We start from the raw sequence: 16,523 nt of genomic DNA on the forward strand, positions 1-16,523 counted from the left end.
CAAGAAAATTCTGATCCCCGCCCCATGACCGAAGCCCCCCGCCCGATCCGCCGCACCGAAATCCGGCAGCAGAATGAAGCGCTGATCCTGCAGGCGGCCGAGAAGGTCTTTGCCGAGGCGGGGTTTGGCGGGGCGACGATGCAGTTGATCGCCGATATGGCCGGGCTGCCGAAGGCCAACCTGCACTATTATTTCGCCACCAAGGAAGAGCTTTACCGCCGCGTGGTGCAGGAGATCTTCGATATCTGGCTCAAGGCCGCCGAAAGCATGGATGACGCGCCGGGACCTGCGGAGGGGATCGGGGCCTATATCGACGCCAAGATGGATATCTCGCGCCACCACCCGGACGGCTCCAAGGTCTGGGCCTATGAGGTGATGCATGGCGCGCCGGTGATCCAGGATTATCTGGAGACCACGCTGCGCGACTGGACGGCGGGGCGCATCCGCCTCATCGAACGCTGGATGGCCGAGGGCAAGATGGCGCAGGTCCAGCCGGAGCATCTTCTTTACATGCTCTGGGCCACGACCCAGCACTACGCCGATTTCAACCACCAGATCGCCACGCTGAACGGTGGAGCGCCGCTGTCGGATGCGCAGTGGCAAGCGGCCAAGGACAGCGTGAAGGCGATGATCCTGCGCGGCATCGGGGTGATCTGAGACGGGTCCCGTCCATGCCCGCCCTTATCCGGGCCGCGCACACTGATATAAATCAATAACTTTCCGATACTTGACACGGAATCCCGCAAAAGACTTGCGCCGGCAGCCTTTCCCGCGCTTGTGGTCGGGACGCCGGGCCGTGCCAAGGACATGATGTCCGGACGCGGCGCCGCCTGGCGTGTGCCCGATGGAGGCCAGCATGCCAGAGCTATTCGAGACACACCGTGACAGGTTGATCCTGCCGTTCATGGACCGGGTCTATGCCGGATTTGCCCAACCCTGGGGCTGGGCGGCCTTTCGCGTGGCCGTGGGGCTGATGCTGGTGATCGAGGGTTGGCCCAAGATCACCGCCCCCTTCGCGCAAGTCGGCTTTGTCGAGATGCTGGGCTTTCACCCCGGCTGGCTGTTCTCGCCGCTTCTGGCCGCGATGCAGTTCTTTGGCGGCATGCTGATCGCGCTGGGTCTCGTGACCCGGCCGATCGCCCTGGCCAATGCGGTCATGCTGTTGATCACGCTGTGGTTTCACATGAGCCACCCCTATGGCTCGGCGATGCTTACGCCCGAGGGTCTGACCTATCTTCAGGCCAACCCGGGGCTTTTGACAGCCACGGCGCAGAAGCAGCTGCTCGGCGACGGCGGTGCGGCCTTTCTGGCCCAGGTGCAGGACAAGGCCTTTCTGGCCTCGCTGTTCTGGGCGGCCGGGGCGGCGCTGATCGCGGCTTTCGGCGGCGGGCCATTGTCGATCGACCGCGCGCTGAAGAAAGAGTTCTGAGCCGGTCAAACCTGCTGTTGGGCAGGGCCGGGGTCCGGCGGCAAAGCCATTTGCAAGGCCGGACCCGCGCTCTATGGTAGGGGGCGAACTGCACCGCGCCAGCCGAAGGACACACCATGCCCGAACCGACGATCGCCGAACTTGAGGCCGAAGCCGCCCGCCTGGTCCTGCCCGGCTTTGACGAGACCGTGGCCTGGCATCTGGGCAGCCTGCTGGTCGGCCTGGCGCAGGTCCGCGGCCTGCCGGTCGTGATCAACATCCGCTCGGCCGGGCGGACCTATTTTCACGCCTCCCTGCCCGGCTCTTCGGCCAACAACGACAATTGGGCGCGGCGGAAGTCGAATGTGGCGCTGCTGATGGGCTGCGCCTCGCTGATCGTCGGCCTGAAGAACGCCGCGAAAGGCCGCACCCTGGCCTCCGAGGGTCTGTCCGAGACCGATTATGCCGACCACGGCGGGGCGGTGCCTCTGGTCGTGGCCGGTGCCGGGCCGGTCGCTGTGGCCACGGTGTCCGGCCTGCCGCAGGTCGAGGATCACAGGCTGGTGGTCGAGGGCATTCTGGCGCTGATCGCCTGAGCGGGGCCGCAGCCCTCGCCCCTGCCCGGTGTGAAAGCCGTTTGCATCCCGCGCCAATCTGCGAAACTCTGCCCCGGAGCCGGACAAACCGGCCCGAAGGATCCAAGACCAAAGATGCTCAAAGCCAAGACACGCATCCAGGAACGCAATTCCCGCGCCATATTGGAGGCCGGGCTGGAGGTGTTTTCCTCTCAGGGTTTCCGCGGGGCGACGCTCGACCAGATCGCCGAGGTGGCGGGCCTGTCCAAGCCCAATCTGCTCTATTACTTCCCCTCCAAGGACGCGGTGTACCACGCCCTTCTGGAACAGCTGCTGCAGACCTGGCTTGACCCTCTGCGCGCCATGAACCCGGAGGGCGAGCCGGTGCCCGAGATCCTGGCCTATGTGCAGCGCAAGCTGGAACTGGCCCGCGATTTCCCGCGCGAAAGCCGGCTCTTCGCCAACGAGATCCTGCAAGGCGCGCCGCGGATGCTGGACGAGATCGAGGGCCCGCTGAAAACCCTGGTCGAGGAGAAATCCGCCGTCCTGACCCGCTGGATGAACGAGGGGCGCATCGCAAGGCTGCATCCGGTGCATCTGATCTTCTCGATCTGGTCGCTGACCCAGCATTACGCCGATTTCGACGTGCAGGTCCGCGCCGTTCTGGGCCATGACCCCTTTGCCGAGGCCCAAAGCTACCTCGACCACCTCTTCCGCAAGATGCTCGCCCCTTAGGACAAGGGCCATGACGTTGCGGCATTCGGTGCCGTTTTGGCCGCCATCTCACGCCCAAGTCACAACCCGGTGAAAGGCCGTGCTGGACGCGGAGCCGGTCCGGGTGTAGCTACCCGGGCAAATGGGGCCACAGCCACAAGTCATGATTGATAAAAGCACGACACCCGAAACGGCTTCGACTTCGGACGAATCCCAACCGACATTGACCGCGGCCGGGGAGAATCCCCCCGCAGCCGTGGCAAAGGCGGAAGCGGCAGCGCATGCCGGCGCAACACCGCCCGAATCCCAAACGCCCGAATCCCCAACGGCCCCGCCGCACGCGCATCCGCCGAGCCCGCCCGCCGCTCCGCCGCCCCCCGGCGGTGCCAAACCGGCGTCGCAGGAGCCGCAGGATGGCCATCACCCGCAGCAGAACCTGTGGAAGCTGATTCTCGGCTCGATCGGGGTGGTGTATGGCGACATCGGCACTTCGCCGCTTTACGCCTTGCGCGAATCCCTGCACGGCGCGCGGTGGGATGGCAAGAACCCGGAGGAGGTGGTGGGCATCGTCTCGCTGCTTCTGTGGACGCTGGTTCTGATCGTCACGGTCAAATATGTGCTGCTGGTCATGCGCGCCGACAACCGCGGCGAAGGCGGCACGCTGTCGCTGGTGGCCTTGGTTCAACAAGCGCTGAAGAAGCGGCCAGGCTGGCTGATCGCGATCGGCGTCATCGGGATCTCGCTTTTCTTCGGCGATGCGATGATCACCCCGGCGATGTCGGTGCTGTCGGCCGTCGAGGGCATGGCCATCGCCGTGCCGCGCTTTTCGCCCTATGTCGTGCCGGTTACCCTGGCCATCATCATCGGCCTCTTCCTGTTCCAGGCCCAGGGCACCGAGCGGGTCTCGATCCTGTTCGGGCCGATCATGGTGGTCTGGTTCCTGACCATGGCGGGGATCGGGCTGATCCACCTCGGCGACGACTCGCGGATTCTCGCCGCGCTGAACCCCTTGCACGCGCTGGAGTTTCTGGGGCGCCACAAGCTGGGCTCGTTTTTCGTGCTGGGTTCGGTGTTCCTGGCCGTCACCGGCGGCGAGGCGCTTTATGCCGACATGGGCCATTTCGGCCGCCGCCCGATCCGTCTGGCCTGGGCCGGACTGGTGTTTCCCGCACTGGCGATCAGCTATCTCGGTCAGGGCGCCTTCGTGCTGAACCACCCCGAGGCGGCGCATGATCCGTTCTTCCTGATGGTGCCCAAGGCCTTCCTGCTGCCCCTGGTGCTCTTGGCCACCGCGGCGACGGTCATCGCCTCGCAGGCGGTGATCTCGGGCGCCTTCTCGATGATGCAGCAGGCGGTCCAGATGGGCCTTCTGCCGCGGCTGGAGATCCGCCACACCTCGGAAACCCAGCACGGGCAGATCTACATGCCCAAGGTCAACATGATCCTGCTCTTTGCGGTGATCTGTCTGGTGATCGCCTTCGGATCGTCGACGCGGCTCGCCTCGGCCTATGGCATCGCGGTGACCGGGGATATGGTGATCACCTCGATCCTGAGCTTCGTTCTGTTGCTGAAGGCGTGGAAATGGCCGCTGACGGTGGTGATCGGCATCATCGCCCCGATCCTGCTGGTCGAGATGATGTTTCTGGCGGCCAACCTCGTGAAGCTGGTCGATGGCGGCTATGTGCCGGTGGCGATTGCGGCGACCATGTGCCTGCTGATCTGGTCCTGGGTGCGCGGCTCGGCCCACGTCAAGCGCAAGGCCTCGGATTCGGCGATCCCGCTGGTCAAGCTGATCGCGATGCTCGACAAGTCGCAGCCGATGGAAGTGCCGGGGACCGCCGTGTTCCTGACGCAAGACCCCGATGTGGCGCCCTCGGCCCTGTTGCACAACCTCAAGCACAACCGCGTGCTGCACAGCCAGAACTTCATCGTGACGGTGCAGGTCGCCAACACGCCGACGGTCTCGGACGAGAAGCGCATCTCAATGGAGCGGCTGTCGGAGCATTTCGTCCGTGTCATCATGACCTTCGGCTATATCGAGACGCCGAATGTGCCCAAGGCCCTGTCGCTGGCGCGCAAGCGGGGCGAGAAGTTCGACATCATGACGACGAGCTTCTTCCTGAACCGCCGCACCTTCCGCTCGGCCCGGCATCAGGGATTGCCGTTCTGGCAGGAGCGGCTGTTCATCGGCCTGTCAAAATCGGCGGCGGATGCGACGGCCTTCTATTGCCTGCCCTCGAACCGGGTGGTGGAGATGGGCCAGCAGATGGCGATCTGACCTTGAGGCCGGAGGGCGCGCGGCGGCCCCGGCTGGGGGGCTGTCTGCCCCCCAGACCCCCCGAGGATATTTGGATCTGGATGAAATGGAAAAAGGCGCGAGGGGAAACCTCGCGCCCTTTTGCTTTGCGAGATAGGGGTCAGGCCGGCGGCGCGTCCCGTTTGGCGATCCAGTCGTGGTCGGGATCATTGGCGAAGCGCCATTTGCGCAGGGGGCCGGCCATGACGTTGAGGTAGTAGAGCTCGTAGCCATAGGGCGCGCCGCAGGGGTGGTGGCCCTTAGGGACCAGGGTCACATCGTGGTTCTTGACCGCCATGGTCTCATCCAGGCTGCCATCCTCGGTATAGACGCGCTGGACGGCGAAGCCCTGGGCCGGGTTCAGGCGGTGGTAGTAGGTCTCCTCCAGATAGGTCATCCGGGGAAAGTCGTCCTCGTCGTGGCGGTGGCTGGGATAGGAGGACCAGTTGCCCGAGGGGGTGAAGACCTCGGTCACGAGGAGCGAGCCCGCGACATCACGGCCCTCCATCGCGATGTTGTTGACAAAGCGGGTGTTTGCGCCGGTGCCGCGCGGCAGCATCGAGATGCCCTCGGGCCCGAGCTTGCGGGCCGGGTAATTGCCCTGCGCGGGCGCCGTGCAGACGGCGAGCGTGCAGTCTGTGGTGGCCGTGGCTTGCCACTCGACCCCGCCGGGCAGGTAGAGGCAATGCGGCGGGGTCTTCTCGAAGACCGACATCCTATCGCCCATCTCGCCGAAATCCTGGCCTGCGCCGGTTATCCTTGCCTTGCCCTCGACCAGCACGAGGATGACCTCGCGGTCGCCTGTCGCCTCGGCCACGCTCTCGCCCGGGGCGAGGCGGTAGAGGCCGAAGCCGACATAGCCCCAGCCAGCGCTTTCGGCGGTGATGTCATGCACTTTGCCATGGGTGCCGTTCGGCTTGCGCAAAAGATCGGGCATCTTCGCCTCCTTCATTGGTCCATAAATATCCCGGGGGGTCCGGGGGGCTGGCCCCCCGGCTTGGCTTCAGTTCACCAGAGCCTGACGCCGCACCGCAGCCTCGTAGCCCTCACGCGCCGCGCGCACTTCGGCCCGGTCTGAAACCTCGGGCACCGCCACATCCCACCAGGTGCCGCCCGCGCCGGTGCCCGGCACCGGGTCGGTGTCGATCACGATGACGGTGGGGATGGTTGCAAGCTTCGCCTTCTGCATCGCGGCCTCAAGCTCAGTCACCGAACCCGCCTTGACCACCAGCGCCCCCATCGAACCGGCATGGGCCACAAAGTCGATATGGGCCGGGTTCACGTGGTAGCTGTCGTCCAGCATGTTGTTGAAGGGCGCGCCACCGGTCGCCTGTTGCAGGCGGTTGATACAGCCATAGCCGCGGTTGTCGGTCAGCACCACGGTGAAGGGAATGCCCATCATCACCGCCGTCGCCAGTTCCGAATTCGCCATCATGTAGCTGCCATCGCCCACCATGCAGACCACATCCGCCTCGGGCCGCGCCATCTTGATCCCCATGGCGCCGGCAATCTCGTATCCCATGCAGGAGAAGCCGTATTCCATGTGATAGCCGGCCTGCGCCGCCCGCCACAGGACATGGAGCGCGCCCGGCATCGTCCCCGCCGCGCACATGACGACCGAGGTCTTGCCGGTGTTGCGCTGCACCGCGCCGATCACCTGCGCATCGGTTGGCAGATCGTTGCCCGACGGCTGCGCCATCAGACCATCCGTCGTGGCGAACCACACCTTGCGGGCGGCGAAATCAGGGTCGGCGAAGCGGTGGCTGCCGAGCGCGGCGCCGATCTTCTCCAAAGCCACCTTGGCATCCGAGACCAGAGCCTGCGCCCCGCGCTTGTCCGCGTCATAGCCGTGGATGTTGATCGAGAGCAGCTTGCGCCCCGGGGCGGAAAACACCGTCCAGGAGCCGGTGGTGAAGTCCTGGAACCTTGTGCCGACGCCGATCACAAGGTCCGCCTCGGCCGCCAGCTTGTTGCCGCAGCCGGTGCCGGTCACGCCGGGCGAGCCGAAGTGGAGGGGATGCTCCCAATCGACGGCACCCTTGCCGGCCTGGCTTTCGACCATCGGAATGTTGTGCGCGGTGGCAAAGGCCGCCAGCGCCGCCTCGGCGCCGGAATAGATCACGCCGCCGCCGGTCACGATCAGCGGTTTTTTCGCCCCACGGATCGCGGCCACGGCGGCTTCAAGCTCGCGCTGGTCGGGTTCGGGGCGGCGGATAAACCAGACCTTGGGCTCGAAGAATTCCACCGGGTAGTCATAGGCCTCGGCCTGGGTGTCCTGACAGAAGGCCAGCGTCACCGGGCCGCAGTTGGCCGGGTCGGTCATCACGCGCAGCGCGCGCGGCAGGGCGGTCAGCAGATGCTCGGGGCGCGAGATGCGGTCGAAATAGCGGCTGACCGGCTTGAAGCAGTCGTTGGCCGAGAGGATGCCGTCGTCGAAATCCTCGATCTGCTGCAGCACCGGGTCGGGTGCGCGGTTGGCAAAGACATCGCCGGGAATCAGCAGCACCGGCAGCCGGTTCACATGGGCCAGCGCCGCCGCCGTCACCAGGTTCAGGGCCCCCGGCCCGATCGAGGAGGTCACCGCCATCGCCCGCCGCCGCTTCATCGTCTTGGCATAGGCAATCGCCGCATGGGCCATGGTCTGCTCGTTCTGGCCGCGCCATGTCGGCAGGGCGGCACCGATGCCGTGCAGGGCCTCGCCGATGCCGGCCACATTGCCATGGCCGAAGATCGCCCAGACGCCTTCGATGAAACGCTCGCCCTCTTCGGTCATCTGCACCGAGAGCCATTTCATCATGGCCTGCGCGGCGGTGAGCCGGATCGTCTGGGTGGTCATGCTGCTTCTCCCTTGCCCGATTTTGCTTGTCCCGAGCGGGCCTCGTCCCAATAGCCGCAGAGGCGGCGGAAATTCGCGGCCATTGTGGCCACGGCGGTTGCGTCGTCAATCTTGCCTGCGATCCAGTCGCGGCCGACATCGCCATGGATCGTGCGACCGACGGCAAAGCCCTTGACCAGCGGGAAGGGCGCCGCCAGCCGGAAGGAAGCGGCGAGTTCTTCCTCGCTCTGGCCGAGGCCAAGGATCACGATGCCCTGCACATGCGGGTCATTGGCCTCGATGGCGGCACAGGTGGCGGCCCAGGCTTCGGTGGTCTGCATCGGCTCCAGCTTCCACCAGTCGGGGAAGACGCCGATATCATACCAGCGCTGAATCAGACGCGCATTGGTCAGATCATCGACCGGGCCGACCTTCGACGGGATGATTTCCAGGAGCATCTCCAACCGGTTGCGGCGGCAGGCGGCGAAGAGGCGGATGACGGTATCCTCTTGGGCCGCGCGCATCTCGGGCGCGTCGTCGGGGTGGCAGAAGCAGAGGACCTTGACCACATGATCCAAGGGCCATTCCGACAGTCCGCCGAAATCGGGGCCGATCTCGGGCTCCAGCGTCAGGGGGCGCGAGGCGGGCCATTCGACAGGGCGGCCGATCCAGAGCCCCTGCCCTTCCGCCCGGTACAGCGCCGAACGTCCCAGACGGCTGTCGCAGAGCAGGCCATAACCTTCGCGGCCGGCGGCGACCTCGGTCGTCACGTCAACGCAAAGTTCCTTGAAGGCGGCGATCTTTTCGGGCGTGGCGCCGGGGATCTCTTCCATCTGGATGCGGTGGTCATAGGCAAAGGCGCGGACCTCGGTCCAGCGTTTGCGGCGGTTGGTCGACCAATGGACCTGTTCCAAGGCCAGATCCTTGCGCAGTGCCTTGTTGACGATGCCGCGCTTGAGGAAGAACTGCATCTCCTCCCACGAGGGGTAAGCCGGGGTGCAGCCGTGACGGCTGACCGCGAAGGCGCCGCAGACATTGGCGTATTTGAGCGCCGTGGGCCAAGGTTCGTCATCAAGCCAGCCCTTGATGAGGCCAGACATGAAGCCATCGCCGGCGCCGAGCACGTTGAAGACCTCGATCGGGAAGCCGGGGCCGGTCTTGCCATCGTCGAGCGAATCCGGGATCTCGCCTTCGAAGGCCGCAGCCCCCATCGGCCCGCGTTTGCAGACCAGAGTGGCCTTGGACACCGCCCGCACGGCGCGCAGAGCGGCGATGGTGTCGGTGGAACCACCCGCGATGTGGAACTCTTCTTCCGTGCCCACGATCAGGTCGAACAGATGCAGCGTCGATTGCAACTTGGCAGTGACGGCGGCGCTTTCGATGAAGCGGCTTTCGCCGTCGCCGTGGCCTGCGAGACCCCAGAGGTTGGGCCTATAGTCGATGTCGAGCGCGGTGCGCGCGCCGTGTTTGCGGGCCAGCGTCAGCGCCTTCAGCACTGCGGCCTCGGTCTTCACATGCGACAGATGGGTGCCGGTGGCGACAACCGAGCGGCTTTCGGCGATGAAGCCCTCGTCGATATCGGCCTCGCATAGCGCCATGTCGGCGCAGTTTTCGCGGTAGAAGATCAGCGGGAACTGCTTTTCGTCGCGGATGCCCAAAAGGACCAGCGCCGTCAGGCGTTCCTTGTCGGTGATTACCCCGCGCACATCGACGCCCTCTTTCGCCAGCTCTTCACGGATGAAACGGCCCATATGCTCGTCGCCCACCCGGGTGATCAGCGCCGATTTGAGGCCGAGCCGCGCCGTGCCCGCGGCCATGTTGGTGGGCGAGCCGCCGATATATTTCTGGAAGGAACCCATATCCTCCAGCCGCCCGCCGATCTGCGCGCCGTAAAGGTCAACCGAGGAGCGGCCGATGGTGATCACGTCTAGGGTTTTCATGACTTCTCCCAAAGTGGAACGGCGGAATCGGAACGCTGATGCCAAGACTCAGGGGTGTTCCGCACTTTTGGAATATTTATTCTATTTCTGGCGAAAGGCAAAGGGAAATCTGCGGGGCGCGGGCGGGTTCAGCCGCCGCGTGCCGAGCCTACCGCCACGGCCAGCGCCATCACCATGGCCATCGTCGCGGAAAGCGAGCGGAAGGCGCCGAAATCGACCTCGGTCACGGTCAGCACCGCATCGCTGTAGCGCACGAGCGGCGAGGTCATCCGGTCGGTCAGCGCCACCACCGGCAGACCGCGCGCCTTGGCGGCCTCAACCAGGGCAAGGGTTTCTTCGGAATAGGGCGCGAAGGTGATGGCCAGGACCGCATCGCCGACGCGAAGGGCGGACCGGTGGTCAAGCCGCCCGACCGCATCATGCAGCATTGCGGGAACCGCCATCTTTTCAAAGACATAGGCCAGATAGCAGGCCACGGGAAAGGCGCGGCGCAGGCCCACGACATGCACTGTCTGCGCCCCGGCGAGCACGGAAACCGCCTGCTGCAGCGCCACCTCGTCCGCCGATTTCGCCAAGGATTCCAGGGACAGGCGCCCGGCCTCGATGAACTCGGCTAGAAGGGCGGTCGGGCTGCCCGCCCCGCCTTGCTTGAGGTTCTTCAGCCGCGTCGTGTAATCGGGCCAGCCGGGGGTATAAGCCTCGCGGAACAGGCGCTGCATTTCGGAAAAGCCCGAAAAGCCAAGGATCTGGCAGAAGCGCATCAGGGCCGAGGGTGGCACATCGGCCCCGGCGGCGAGTTCGGCCACGGTCGACACCGCGATCCGCTCGGTATTGGCCGCGATATAATCGGCGCATTGCCGCAGACGGCGCGGCAAGCCGTCGAGCACGTCGGTCAGCCGGGTGCGAAACTCCTCGACCGAAGCGGGGGGCGCGGCCAGGGCCGTGGGTTGCATCGCGCCAAGTGCTGCCGTCTCGTCCATGCTGGTCCCGTCCGTCGTTTGGCACAGGCTAACAGCATGGAACGAATATTCCAACCAAAAATGAAATGCAGGTCGTCTTGCACCCGTCTTCCTTGTGTCTTCCTTGTGTCTCTACGCCGGTGAAGACACTAGTCCTCGGAAAGGTCGAGATAGACGCCATTGGTCCAGCCAAAACCGTCCTGCAAGGCGTATTCCCCCCCGCCCGAGGCGGCCAGCGGGTCGAGCACGTTGTATTTCTCGACGAACTTGCCGGAGGCCGCAAAGACCGCATCGCAGGTTGCAAGCCAGCGTTTGCGCAGGCTTTCGGCCAGTTCGTCCATCCCATAGCGGCGCAGGCCCTGGATGGCGATCCATTGCAAGGGCGCCCAGCCGTTCGGCGCATCCCATTGCTGGCCCGAGGTCACATCGGTGGTCAGCATGCCCCCCGGCGCGAGCAGATGGGTCTCCATCCATTCCGCCGCGCGGGCGGCCTGATCGGGCCGCGCGGCCCCGGCGTAGAGCGCGAACATCCCCGCCGCCGTGGTGATCGGCACCAGCTTGCCATCGGCGATCTGCACGTCGAAGAAATAGCCGCGCTCCTTGTCGAAGAACCGCTGGGAAATGGCGCGGCGCCGGGCATTGGCGGCGGTGACATAGCGGGTGTGACCCGTGGCCTGGGCCAGGATCTCCTCATAGCGCAAGAGAAGGCAGTTGAGGTCGATCGACCACAGTTCGGTGGTGCGCAGGGTGCCAAGGTCGGCGGGATCGGTCAGCCAGCGCGAGGAGAAATCCCAGCCGCTTTCGCAGGCCGCGCGCAGGTTGCGGAAGAAGCCGGGATGGCTGCGGGCATGGTCGCTCCATTCCAGATCGGTGCCATACATCTCGGTCCGGGGCGAATCCGCATCGTCCCAGTAGCGCGCAAGACCGCCGACGTTGTGCGAGGAGGACAGGAAATAGCGGTACTCGGCCTGCATCGCCACGCGGTAGCGGGCATAGGCGGCGGAGAGGTCGCCGGTGGCACGGCCATAATCCTGCACCATGGCGGCAAAGAAGGGCGGTTGCGAACGGGTCAGGAAATAGCTGCGAAAGCCGTTCGGGATATGGCCCACGGTGGCAATCGCATGGGCGAAATTGTCGAGCATGGCGCGGACCAGATCATGCTGGCCGGATTTCAGAAGCCCGAGCTGGCTGAAGTAGCTGTCCCAGTAATAGGCCTCCTGAAAGCGCCCCCCGACGACGACATAGGGGTTCGGCAGGGGGAAGCGGGTCGAGCGTTCCTCAGGATCATCGGCGGGGCGGATCAGATGCGGCCAGATCGCCGCGAGGTGTTCGCGCGGGGAATGGGCCGGGTTGGTGCGATAGGCGGCCTCGCCCACCGCCACCGGGCGGAACCAGCGGGCGAAGAAGGCCTGAAGGTCGGGTTTGCCGCCGGTTTCGGCCTTTGCGGCCTCGTAGGCCGCGAGGATCTCGCCGGCGGGCGCCAGCAGGATCGCATCGGCGATCGCCTTCTGATCCTTCCAGAGGCCGGAGGTCTGAAGATCGACGAACAACCCTTTCAGGGTCTGGTCCAGAAATTCCATGAGGCCCCCCGCTCTGATCTAAAGCGCTTTGGGTCTGCGCCACCACGGGGCTTGCGTCAAGGCCCGTGATGGCCGGCAGCGGATTTCAGACCTCGGGGACGGTCACCCTGATGCCGTCGAGGGCGGCACTCATCCGGATCTGGCAGGACAGGCGCGAGCAGGGCTGGCGATCGGCCTCGGTGCTGTCGAGCATGTCATCCTCCATCGTGCCGGGGCCGCCGGTCTTGGCGAACCAGTCCGGGTCGACCACGACATGGCAGGTGGCGCAGGCGAGTGCGCCGCCGCATTCGCCGATGATGCCGGGCACGGCGCGGGCGGTGGCGGCCTCCATCAGCGAGGTGCCGGGTTTCACGTCGAGGGTGATGTCGCGCCCGTCGGGCAGGGTCCAGGTGGCTTGCATGGTATTTTGGCGTCCAGAGAATGGGGCCCGCGCCTTTCGGGGCGGGCGTTGCGGCGCCGCCCGTCCTGGCCTTGGCCGGGGCGGGCGGTCTCTGGACATTTCGCGCGGGGGCGGCCCGGTGTTACAGGTTGCCGTGCCTCGAAGGTGGCGCTTAGTCCTGCTCTGCCGCCTTCTTGGCCTCGGCCGCGGCTTTCATGCGGGCCAGCAGCTCTTCCTTCGACAGGCGCTGGTTCAGGGGTGCGCCGGGGGCCCCCTTGGCCTTGTGGCCCTGCACGCGGGGGGTGTTCTTGTCCCGCTTCGGGTATCCAGACTTGCTGTAATCCATCGTGATCTTCCCTTGGCTGAACTTCAAGGCGCCGCTCATGCCTGAAACTGCGGCCGGCTGCAAGATGGGGTTACGGGGCGGCCAGCAGGGCACGCAGGGCGCGGGCGATGGGGCGTTCCTCGTCGGTGGGCAGGACGAGGGCGGTGACGGGGCTGGCGGGGCGGCTGATCACCCCCTGCCCTGCCGCGTTGCTTGCGGGGTCAAGGTCAAGCCCGAGCCAGCCGAGCCGGGCGCAGATGCCGGCGCGGACCCGGGCGGAGTTCTCGCCGATGCCGGCGGTGAAGACCAGGGCGTCGAGCCCGCCGATGGCGGGCAAGAGCGCCGCGATCTCGCAGGCGGCGCGGTGGCAGAACAGGTCGATGGCAAGGGCTGCGGCGGCGGCGGGGCTGGCCTCCAGGACATGCATGTCGCTGGAGAGGCCCGAGACGCCGAGAAGACCGGAGCGTTTGTAGAGGAGGGTTTCGACCTCGGCCGCGCTCATGCCCCTTTGCTGGATCAGGTGCAGGATGACCCCGGGGTCCAGCGCGCCGCAGCGTTCGCCCATCATCAACCCGTCGAGGGCGGTGAAGCCGGTGGAAGTCGCCTGGCTTTGCCGCCCCAGCACGGCGCAGGCGCTGGCGCCGTTGCCGAGGTGGGCCACGACGATCCGGCCCTCGGCCCGGGCGCCCAGATGGGCGGGAAGGATGCTTGCGATGTGGTCGTAGGACAGGCCGTGGAAGCCGTAGCGCAGGATGCCCTCGTCGGTCAGGCGCTGCGGCAGGGCGAAAAGCTGGTGCAGGCGCGGTTGGCTGCGGTGGAAACTGGTGTCAAAGCAGGCGACTTGCGGCAGGTCTGCGGCCCAGGCGGTGCAGGCCTTGATGCAGGACAGGCTGAAGGGCTGGTGCAGGGGCGCGAGCGGCACCAGGGCGGTCAGGTCGGCCAGCACTTCTGGCGTGATCCGCACCGGGCCGGCATGGGTCTGGCCGCCGTGCACCACCCGGTGGCCGATGCCGCACAGCGTGACCCCGGCGTGATGGGCGGCAATCCAGGCGAGGAGCGCCTTGATCAGCGCCTGAAGATCGGCATCTGCCGCGATCTGCGCCAGAGTGCCGGCCTCCAGCGCCGCCCCCGCCGCATCCGTGGCGCTGAAGTGGGGCGCGGTGCCGATGCCGGCGATCTTGCCGCGCAGCAGGGCGGGCCCCTCCGCCAGCGGGAACAGCGCGAATTTCAGGCTGGAGGAGCCCGCGTTCAGGACCAGCACCCCGTCGGTCCGGGCCGAGGCGGGGCTCATGCCGGTTTGACCTTGGGATGGCCGATGAAGATCCGCGCCAGCGCGCAGGAGGCGAGCCGGGTCAGCGTGTCATCCGAACGGCTGGTCAGGATCACCGGCACCCGGGCGCCGATCACGATGCCCGCAGCCTCGGCCCCGGCGAGGTAGATCAGCTGCTTGGCCATCATGTTGCCGGCCTCGAGATCCGGCGCGACCAGGATATCGGCCTGCCCCGCCACCGGCGAGGTGATGCCCTTGGTCGCCGCCGAAGCCATTGAGACCGCATTGTCGAAGGCCAAGGGCCCGTCGAGGATCGCGCCCTTGATCTGGCCACGCTCGGCCATCTTGCAGAGCGCTGCCGCATCGAGGGTCGAGCAGATCGCCGGGTTCACGGTTTCCACCGCCGAGAGGATCGCCACCTTGGGTTCGGCGATGCCCATCGCATGGGCCAGATCGACCGCGTTCTGCACGATGTCGCGCTTGGTGGCCAGATCGGGGGCGATGTTGATCGCGGCGTCGGTGATGAACAGGGGCTTGGGGTAATGCGGCGCGTCGAGCACATAGATATGGCTCATCCGCCGGTCGGTCCGAAGGCCCAGGGTCTTGTCGATGATCGCAGCCATCAGCTCGTCGGTGTGCAGGCTGCCCTTCATGATGGCCTGGGCGCGACCCTCGTGGACCAGAGCGACGGCGCGGGCGGCGGCGGCGTGACTGTGCGGGGTGTCGATGATCTCGACCCCGGTCAGATCGCGGCCCGCGGCGCGGGCGGCGGCCTCGATCTTGGCGCGCGGGCCGACCAGCAGGGGCAGGATCAGCCCGGCCTCCGCCGCCTCCATCGCCCCCGCCAGCGAGGCGTCGTCACAGGGATGCACCACCGCCACCGGCACCGCCGCCCGGGGGCGGGTCGTCTCGATCAGCGAGCGGTAGAGCGCGCCGGTCTCGTGCAGGTGGACCTCGGGCAGAAGGCTGCGCGGGCGGCGGACCTTGACGGTGGGGGCCACCACCTCGGCCTTGCCCTCGATGACGATCTTTCCCTCCTGATTGGTGCAGGTGCAATCCAGCGTCAGGCGGTTCTTCGGCTCCTTGGCGGTCACCGCGACCCGGACGGTGATCGTGTCGCCGACCGAGACCGGCGCATTGAAACGCAGGCTCTGGTTGAGGAAGATCGTCCCCGGCCCCGGCAATTCGGTGCCCAGAACCGCCGAGATCAGGGCACCGCCCCACATGCCATGCGCGATGATGCGGTGAAACACGTCCGTCTTGGCGTAATCGGCATCGACATGGGCCGGGTTCACATCGCCCGAGACGATGGCGAAAAGCTCGATATCGCGCGGCTCCAGCTGGCGGACCAGCTGGGCGGCATCGCCGACACTGATCTCGTCATAGGTCTTGTTCTCGATATATTGCATCGTCAGGTCTTCCTGCAAAAGGGGTCAGGCCAGAACATGCATTCCGGCATCGACATAGATCACCCCGCCCGAGACATTGCGCCCGGAAGCACTGGCCAGAAAGGCCGCCATCGCGCCGACATCGGCCACGCTGACCAGATCGCGCAAGGGAGAGCGGGTGCGCGCCGCTTCGATGAGGTCGTCGAAATGGTCGATCCCCGACCCGGCGCGGGTTTGCAGCGGCCCGGGCGAGATGGCGTTGACGCTGATCCGCTTCGGCCCAAGTTCGACCGCCAGCACCCGCACCGTGCTTTCCAGCGCGGCCTTGACCGGGCCCATCAGGTTGTAATGGTTCACCACCTTTTCGGCGCCGTAATAGCTCATGGTCAGGATCGCGCCGCCCTCGGGCATCAGGGGTTCGGCAAGGTGGGCCAGCCGGATCAGGGAATGGACCGAGATATCCATGGCCAGGCCGAAGCCCGAAGCCGAACAATCGGTGACGCGGCCGTGCAGATCCTCCTTCGGGCTGAAGGCGATGGAGTGGATGACGCAGTCAAGCCGGCCCCAGCGCGCGGCGATGGCGGCAAAGACCGCCGCCATCTCGTCCGCGCTTTGCACGTTCATCGGCAGGACCAGCGCCGCGCCGAGCCTTGCAGCCACCGGTTCGACATGGGGCCGCGCCTTCTCGTCGGCGTAGGTCACGACCAGCGTGGCCCCCGCCGCCGCCAGTGCCTCGGCGCAGCCGGTGGCGATGGAGTGTTCGTTGGCGACGCCGACGATCAGCGCCACCTTGCCTTCCATGGGACGCGGCAGGGTCATTGCCGCCCCCGCGGAAGGGTCGGCGCGGGATCAGGGCAAGCGCGGTTCAGGATCA

At 66.3% G+C, this 16,523-nt stretch carries 15 protein-coding genes; 5 read left to right on the plus strand and 10 right to left on the minus strand.

The window, feature by feature from the left end:
* The first annotated feature begins 24 nt into the window (after window positions 1-24).
* The 5 genes from AC1DVR_RS13265 to AC1DVR_RS13285 all read left to right on the plus strand — a co-directional run bounded on the left by AC1DVR_RS13265 (window position 25) and on the right by AC1DVR_RS13285 (window position 4,975).
* Entirely contained in the window at window positions 25-657 is a 633-nt protein-coding gene (locus AC1DVR_RS13265; RefSeq protein WP_478001056.1) for a TetR family transcriptional regulator C-terminal domain-containing protein, read from the plus strand.
* A gap of 199 nt (window positions 658-856) precedes the next feature.
* A complete protein-coding gene (locus AC1DVR_RS13270) occupies window positions 857-1,429 on the plus strand; it encodes a DoxX family protein (protein WP_478001057.1) in 573 nt (190 codons plus the stop codon).
* Window positions 1,430-1,545: 116 nt separating this feature from the next.
* Window positions 1,546-2,004: a heme-degrading domain-containing protein gene (locus tag AC1DVR_RS13275; RefSeq protein WP_478001058.1), complete on the plus strand. Its 459-nt coding sequence runs from the start codon at window positions 1,546-1,548 to the stop codon at window positions 2,002-2,004.
* A 114-nt stretch (window positions 2,005-2,118) separates the two neighbouring features.
* Entirely contained in the window at window positions 2,119-2,718 is a 600-nt protein-coding gene (locus AC1DVR_RS13280) for a TetR family transcriptional regulator C-terminal domain-containing protein (protein ID WP_478001059.1), read from the plus strand.
* Window positions 2,719-2,953: 235 nt separating this feature from the next.
* Window positions 2,954-4,975 (plus strand): potassium transporter Kup, encoded by a 2,022-nt coding sequence (locus AC1DVR_RS13285; protein ID WP_478001060.1) that lies wholly within the window; start codon window positions 2,954-2,956, stop codon window positions 4,973-4,975.
* Between the two features lie 139 nt (window positions 4,976-5,114).
* On the opposite strand, the gene iolB is transcribed toward AC1DVR_RS13285, so the two are convergent.
* From iolB to fabI, 10 genes are all read right to left on the minus strand, one after another.
* The gene (gene iolB / locus AC1DVR_RS13290) at window positions 5,115-5,930 is read right to left on the minus strand and encodes a 5-deoxy-glucuronate isomerase (protein WP_478001061.1); all 816 of its coding nucleotides are present in this window, start codon (window positions 5,928-5,930) and stop codon (window positions 5,115-5,117) included.
* A gap of 66 nt (window positions 5,931-5,996) precedes the next feature.
* Entirely contained in the window at window positions 5,997-7,829 is a 1,833-nt protein-coding gene (iolD, locus tag AC1DVR_RS13295) for a 3D-(3,5/4)-trihydroxycyclohexane-1,2-dione acylhydrolase (decyclizing) (RefSeq protein WP_478001062.1), read from the minus strand.
* On the minus strand, window positions 7,826-9,748 hold the full coding sequence (locus AC1DVR_RS13300; RefSeq protein ID WP_478001063.1) for a bifunctional 5-dehydro-2-deoxygluconokinase/5-dehydro-2-deoxyphosphogluconate aldolase: 1,923 nt from the start codon (window positions 9,746-9,748) through the stop codon (window positions 7,826-7,828). The genes iolD and AC1DVR_RS13300 overlap by 4 nt, the downstream gene beginning before the upstream one ends.
* Before the next feature lie 128 nt (window positions 9,749-9,876).
* Window positions 9,877-10,728: a MurR/RpiR family transcriptional regulator gene (locus AC1DVR_RS13305; protein WP_478001064.1), complete on the minus strand. Its 852-nt coding sequence runs from the start codon at window positions 10,726-10,728 to the stop codon at window positions 9,877-9,879.
* A 128-nt stretch (window positions 10,729-10,856) separates the two neighbouring features.
* Window positions 10,857-12,287, minus strand: coding sequence for a trehalase family glycosidase (locus AC1DVR_RS13310; protein WP_478001065.1), 1,431 nt, complete (start codon window positions 12,285-12,287; stop codon window positions 10,857-10,859).
* A gap of 85 nt (window positions 12,288-12,372) precedes the next feature.
* Window positions 12,373-12,687: a 2Fe-2S iron-sulfur cluster-binding protein gene (locus tag AC1DVR_RS13315; protein WP_478001066.1), complete on the minus strand. Its 315-nt coding sequence runs from the start codon at window positions 12,685-12,687 to the stop codon at window positions 12,373-12,375.
* Between the two features lie 151 nt (window positions 12,688-12,838).
* Window positions 12,839-13,012: a hypothetical protein gene (locus tag AC1DVR_RS13320; protein WP_478001067.1), complete on the minus strand. Its 174-nt coding sequence runs from the start codon at window positions 13,010-13,012 to the stop codon at window positions 12,839-12,841.
* A 70-nt stretch (window positions 13,013-13,082) separates the two neighbouring features.
* Window positions 13,083-14,282 carry an acetate/propionate family kinase gene (locus tag AC1DVR_RS13325; RefSeq protein WP_478001068.1) on the minus strand — a complete coding sequence of 400 codons (1,200 nt, stop codon included), beginning with the start codon at window positions 14,280-14,282 and terminating at the stop codon, window positions 13,083-13,085.
* Window positions 14,279-15,670 carry a bifunctional enoyl-CoA hydratase/phosphate acetyltransferase gene (locus AC1DVR_RS13330; RefSeq protein ID WP_478001069.1) on the minus strand — a complete coding sequence of 464 codons (1,392 nt, stop codon included), beginning with the start codon at window positions 15,668-15,670 and terminating at the stop codon, window positions 14,279-14,281. Before AC1DVR_RS13330 ends, AC1DVR_RS13325 begins: the two co-directional genes overlap by 4 nt.
* 24 nt (window positions 15,671-15,694) lie before the next feature.
* The gene (gene fabI, locus AC1DVR_RS13335; RefSeq protein WP_478001070.1) at window positions 15,695-16,468 is read right to left on the minus strand and encodes an enoyl-ACP reductase FabI; all 774 of its coding nucleotides are present in this window, start codon (window positions 16,466-16,468) and stop codon (window positions 15,695-15,697) included.
* Between the last annotated feature and the right edge of the window lie 55 nt (window positions 16,469-16,523).

The organism is Rhodobacter sp. P2_H5 (assembly GCF_056403335.1).

What these genes read in the sequence shown, in the direction of transcription:
- AC1DVR_RS13305 (WP_478001064.1), bottom strand. Translation starts at nt 10,728, where the DNA reads ATGGACGAGACGGCAGCACTTGGCGCGATGCAACCCACGGCCCTGGCC.
- AC1DVR_RS13280 (WP_478001059.1), top strand. Translation starts at nt 2,119, where the DNA reads ATGCTCAAAGCCAAGACACGCATCCAGGAACGCAATTCCCGCGCCATA.
- AC1DVR_RS13325 (WP_478001068.1), bottom strand. Translation starts at nt 14,282, where the DNA reads ATGAGCCCCGCCTCGGCCCGGACCGACGGGGTGCTGGTCCTGAACGCG.
- AC1DVR_RS13315 (WP_478001066.1), bottom strand. Translation starts at nt 12,687, where the DNA reads ATGCAAGCCACCTGGACCCTGCCCGACGGGCGCGACATCACCCTCGAC.
- iolD (WP_478001062.1), bottom strand. Translation starts at nt 7,829, where the DNA reads ATGACCACCCAGACGATCCGGCTCACCGCCGCGCAGGCCATGATGAAA.
- AC1DVR_RS13265 (WP_478001056.1), top strand. Translation starts at nt 25, where the DNA reads ATGACCGAAGCCCCCCGCCCGATCCGCCGCACCGAAATCCGGCAGCAG.
- fabI (WP_478001070.1), bottom strand. Translation starts at nt 16,468, where the DNA reads ATGACCCTGCCGCGTCCCATGGAAGGCAAGGTGGCGCTGATCGTCGGC.
- AC1DVR_RS13300 (WP_478001063.1), bottom strand. Translation starts at nt 9,748, where the DNA reads ATGAAAACCCTAGACGTGATCACCATCGGCCGCTCCTCGGTTGACCTT.
- AC1DVR_RS13330 (WP_478001069.1), bottom strand. Translation starts at nt 15,670, where the DNA reads ATGCAATATATCGAGAACAAGACCTATGACGAGATCAGTGTCGGCGAT.
- AC1DVR_RS13310 (WP_478001065.1), bottom strand. Translation starts at nt 12,287, where the DNA reads ATGGAATTTCTGGACCAGACCCTGAAAGGGTTGTTCGTCGATCTTCAG.
- AC1DVR_RS13270 (WP_478001057.1), top strand. Translation starts at nt 857, where the DNA reads ATGCCAGAGCTATTCGAGACACACCGTGACAGGTTGATCCTGCCGTTC.
- AC1DVR_RS13320 (WP_478001067.1), bottom strand. Translation starts at nt 13,012, where the DNA reads ATGGATTACAGCAAGTCTGGATACCCGAAGCGGGACAAGAACACCCCC.
- iolB (WP_478001061.1), bottom strand. Translation starts at nt 5,930, where the DNA reads ATGCCCGATCTTTTGCGCAAGCCGAACGGCACCCATGGCAAAGTGCAT.
- AC1DVR_RS13275 (WP_478001058.1), top strand. Translation starts at nt 1,546, where the DNA reads ATGCCCGAACCGACGATCGCCGAACTTGAGGCCGAAGCCGCCCGCCTG.